This window comes from Amycolatopsis regifaucium, from assembly GCF_001613935.1.
In the GTDB taxonomy this organism is placed as follows: Bacteria; Actinomycetota; Actinomycetes; order Mycobacteriales; family Pseudonocardiaceae; genus Amycolatopsis; species Amycolatopsis regifaucium.
Genome location: NZ_LQCI01000038.1, coordinates 1 through 2,060, shown reverse-complemented (window position 1 = coordinate 2,060; position 2,060 = coordinate 1). Strand labels below are relative to the sequence as shown.

The following is a 2,060-nucleotide window of genomic DNA, read 5'->3' as shown; positions in this document are numbered from 1 at the left end:
CCGGGCCGCCGCCTGTACGCGACCCCGGAGCATGTCCACACCGAGCGCGCGCTCGCCGCGGCCACGTCGCGGGGTGGTGCGCCCGCCCTGGACGTGTCCGAGGTGGACGGTTTCGTGGCGGCGCTGGCCGAGGCGAACGTGGTGCTGGGCGCGGATCAGGCCGCCGCCGTGCGCGGTGTCCTGACCTCCGGCGCGGCGGTGGAGTCGCTGGTCGGCCCGGCCGGAACCGGGAAGTCCTTTGTGGTCGGCGCCCTGGCGAAGGCGTGGCAGGACCCCGGCCTGTGGGGCGGGCTGTCCCGCCGGGTGGTCGGTCTGGCGTCCAGCCAGGTCGCCACCGACGTCCTCGCCGGGGAAGGGCTCACCGCGCGCAACATCGCGCGGTGGCTGAGCGCTCAGGCGAAGCTCGCCGAGGGCTCGACCCACCCCGAGCACGTCGAGTGGAAGCTCAACGCCGGGGACCTGGTGGTGGTCGACGAGTCGGCGATGGCCAACACCGCCGACCTCGCCAGGATCCACCATCACGCCGAGGAGGCCGGGGCGAAACTGCTGCTGACCGGCGACCATCGGCAGCTGGCCGCGGTCGGTGCAGGTGGCGGCATGGACCTGATGGCCGAGGCTGGCGGGGCGTATGAGCTGACCGAGGTCCGCAGGTTCAACGCCGAGTGGGAACGGTCCGCGTCGCTGCGGCTGCGCGACGGCGACGAGACCGTGCTGGGCGACTACCACAAGCACGGCCGGATCCTCGACGCCGGAACCCGCGAACAAGCCGAAGTCACCGCCGGGAAGGCGTGGCTCGCCGACACCCTGGCGGGGAAGCACTCGATCCTGATCGTGGACACCAACGAGCAGGCCGCGCACCTGTGCGCGGAACTACGCAACGAACTCGTCCGGCTTGGGAAAGTGCAGGAATCCGGGGTGCCGCTCGGGAAGCAGGGCACCTACGCCGGGGTCGGTGACCTGATCCAGGCCCGCCGCAACGGCTGGAATCTGGCCGGGTTCGAGGGGAACCGGGAGGTTCCGGTCAACCGCAAGCAGTACCGCGTCCTCGACACCCGCGAGGACGGCGGCCTCATCGTCGCCCGCGTCCTGGGACGCGAGGACGGTGTCGGGGAGGTGCTGGGGGAGCGGATCACGCTCCCCGGCGCCTACGTCGAGGAGCACGTGGCGCTCGGCTACGCCTCGACCGTCCACAGTGCACAAGGCATCACCGTCGACACCAGCCACGCCGTCGTCACCGAAGCCACCAGCCAGGAAGCCCTCTACGTGGGGCTGACCCGCGGCAGGGAGGACAACACCGCGCACGTCACCACGATGGCCGTGCCGGAGGACGCGCCGGACGGCGCGGCGTTGCAGGCGGTGAAACGGTCCCCGGCCGCGGTGCTCGCCACCGCGTTCGACAGTTCCGCGCCGCAGCGCTCGGCGCTGGCCGAGGCCACGGAGGCAGCGGCGGACAACGACGCGATCCGTACCCCGGCGGAACTTCTCGCCGACGCCACCGAGTTGGCGACCGCTGGACGGACTCAGCGGTGGCTCGATGAGCTGGTGGAGGAGGGGAAGCTGACGGAGAACCAGCGCGCGAGGATCGCGGCCGAGGACGGCGGACCCACACTCGCGCGGCTGCTGCGCCGCGCCGAACTCGCCGGACACGACCCCCGCGAAGTCCTCGAGAATGCCGTCACCGCCCGGACGTTGTCCGGGTCGCGGCAGCTGACGAACGTGATCCACCACCGGATCACCGACACCGTCACCCTCGACCCGGTCGGCGACTCCTACGCCGACTGGCTGCCCAAGGTCGACGACCCGCAATGGGCCACCTACCTGCGCACGCTGGCCAACACCGCCGATCAGCGGCGTCAGTTGCTCGGTGACGAGCAGGCCGCCCAGCCCGAGCAGTGGGCGGTCGAGGCGTTCGGACCGGTCCCAGAGGAGCCAGGGGCGCGGAAGGAGTGGAGCAAGCAGGTCGGCACGGTCGCGGCGCACCGCGAGCTGACCGGCCACGACGACCCCGCGACCGCTGTCGGCGCGGCCCCGAAGTCGGGCCAGGTCGAGGCATACGCGTC

The 2,060-nt window shown here is 72.2% G+C and carries 1 protein-coding gene; it reads left to right on the top strand.

The window, feature by feature from the left end; translation table 11 throughout:
• The coding region (locus AVL48_RS30790) for an ATP-dependent DNA helicase (protein WP_156515783.1) at positions 1-2,060 on the top strand (2,060 nt) is incomplete at both ends.